The sequence below is a fragment of the Halorubrum sp. SD612 genome (assembly GCF_002135005.1).
Map to the genome: position 1 here is coordinate 1 of NZ_NEWI01000297.1, position 1940 is coordinate 1940.

1 protein-coding gene and 2 pseudogenes are annotated in these 1940 nt (G+C 71.1%); 1 reads left to right on the forward strand and 2 read right to left on the reverse strand.

What is annotated here, in order from left to right:
- Positions 1 to 435 (reverse strand): annotated as a pseudogene (locus B9G38_RS16630) (indole-3-glycerol-phosphate synthase); the annotation flags it as partial.
- Positions 436 to 588: 153 nt separating this feature from the next.
- On the opposite strand from B9G38_RS16630, the pseudogene B9G38_RS16635 reads away from it, so the two are divergent.
- Positions 589 to 1052: pseudogene (locus tag B9G38_RS16635) on the forward strand (MGMT family protein).
- 22 nt (positions 1053 to 1074) lie between these two features.
- Here B9G38_RS16635 and cmk read toward each other — a convergent pair.
- Entirely contained in the window at positions 1075 to 1689 is a 615-nt protein-coding gene (gene cmk / locus B9G38_RS16640) for a (d)CMP kinase (RefSeq protein WP_086221114.1), read from the reverse strand.
- Positions 1690 to 1940: the final 251 nt, after the last annotated feature.

Consider the following 1940-nt stretch of genomic DNA (forward strand, 5'->3'; position numbering starts at 1 on the left):
GTCGTCGCCGACGAACCGGGCGATGAGGAGGACGACGTCGCTCTCGACGGCGTCCAGCTGCGACTCCTCGACGACGAAGTCCTTCCGGAGGACCGGTACGTCGACCGCCTCGCGGACGCGTTCGAGGGTGTCGACGCTCCCGCCGAAGTGCTCCGGCTCGGTGAGCACGCTCAGGGCGGCCGCCCCGCCGGCGACCATGCCCTCCGCGAGCGCGACCGGATCGTCCTCGCGGCGCCCCTCGGTCGTCGGGCTCGTCGGCTTCACCTCGGCGATCAGCGGGACGCGCCCGTCGGACTCGGCCCGCCCGAAGGCGGCCGAGAGGTCGCGCGGCGAGACCGAGACGGTGCCGCCCGCGTCCGCTCCCCCGGTCGACCGCTCCCGAGCGGCGGACAGGATCGACCTGACCGCCGGCGCCAGCTCGTCTGGATCGTCCATTACTATACACTAATGTACGTATCTGTTCATAAGACTTGCGGGGAGCGGGCCCCCCGCCGGGCCCATCGCACGGACCCTCGCACGGACCCTCGCCCGGGAGCCGAGGCCGTCGGGGGCCGATAAGTTAAGTGATCGACCCTTCCAATGAAGAGTATGAGCCTGTCCGGTACGTCCGGCGTCTTCGCTCGAAAGTTCGACGCGATCGGCCGGACCGTCCAGGTGGGATTCGCCGGCGGTCGCGTCATCTCCGTGTCGTTCCCCGCCGAACCGCCCGGAGACGCGGACGGCGATCACGACCTGTTGGACCGGATCGACGCGTACCTCGGCGGCGAGCGAGACGAGTTCGCCGAGGTGGCGCTCGGCCTCACCGTGCCGACGGACCAGCGCGAGGCGTTGGAGGCCCTCCGGAGCGTGCCGTACGGGGAGGAGGTCTCCGTAGCCGGCTCGCGCGACTCGGCGGGTTCGACCCCGACGAGCCCGACGACCTGGAGACCGTCACCGGCGCGCTCGACGACAACCCGATCCCGGTCCTGCTGCCGGACCACCGGGTGAGCGGCGGCCCGTACGCGACGCCGGGCGACGTCCGGAGCGCGCTCCGGCGCGTCGAAGGTATTTAATCCACGGCCGGCGCCCGCCCGCTCAGATCTCGAAGTCGGGCGTGTCGAACGCGCCCTCGTCCGCGTCGACGTCGTACCGCTCGATGCCCGTGAGCGCCAGTTCGAGCGTCGCCTCGGCGTCCCAGCGCCCCGTGTTGATGGCCAGGTCGTATATCGAGCGGTCCGACAGGTCGATGCCGTAGTAGGACTTGTAGCGCTGCTCCTCGATGACCTCGCGGACCTGCATCTCGGAGGTCATCTCCTCGCGGTCCGCCGTGCGGTCCGCGCGGACCTCGTCGGGGGCGTCGAGCCAGATACGGACGTCGGCGCGGTTGCCGGCGATCCAGCCGGCGAGCCGCGATTCGAGTACGAACGCCTTGTTCGCGGCCCCCCACTTCTCGGCGATCCGGCGGAGCCGGCGGTCGAGCGCGCGGTCGATCTCCTCGGACTCGCCCGTCTCCGCGATGAGCTGTGAGAGGCTCATGCCGCGTTCGGCGGCGATCTCCCGGAACAGTTCGCCCCCGGAGACGTAGCCGCAGTCGAGCGACTCGGCGATCCCCTCGACGAGCGTCGTGGCCCCGCAGCCCGGCGGGCCGGAGACGGTGACGAACAGGTTCCGGTCGATCCGTCGGTCGGGCTCCGGCGAGGTGCCGCTCATGCGTGTGGCGACACGGAAGGCCGCCGGATAAACGGGTCGGTTGCGCGAATTTCCGCGGAACCGACGGAGATGGGGTCGGTTGCGCGAATTTCCGCGAAACCGACGCAACCGATTTCCCTTCCCGAGCCCTCGTTACGGTCGTGAGCGAGACCACGGACCGCGGCGACGAGGCCGCCGCCCGCGCGCTCCTCCGCGACGCGGTCGAGCGCGGCGCCGTCGCGGACGCCGACTTCGACCCGGAGACGGTCCCG

Bases quoted from the DNA above. Each gene is read 5' to 3' on its own strand.
- cmk (WP_086221114.1), bottom strand. From the start codon at position 1,689: ATGAGCGGCACCTCGCCGGAGCCCGACCGACGGATCGACCGGAACCTG.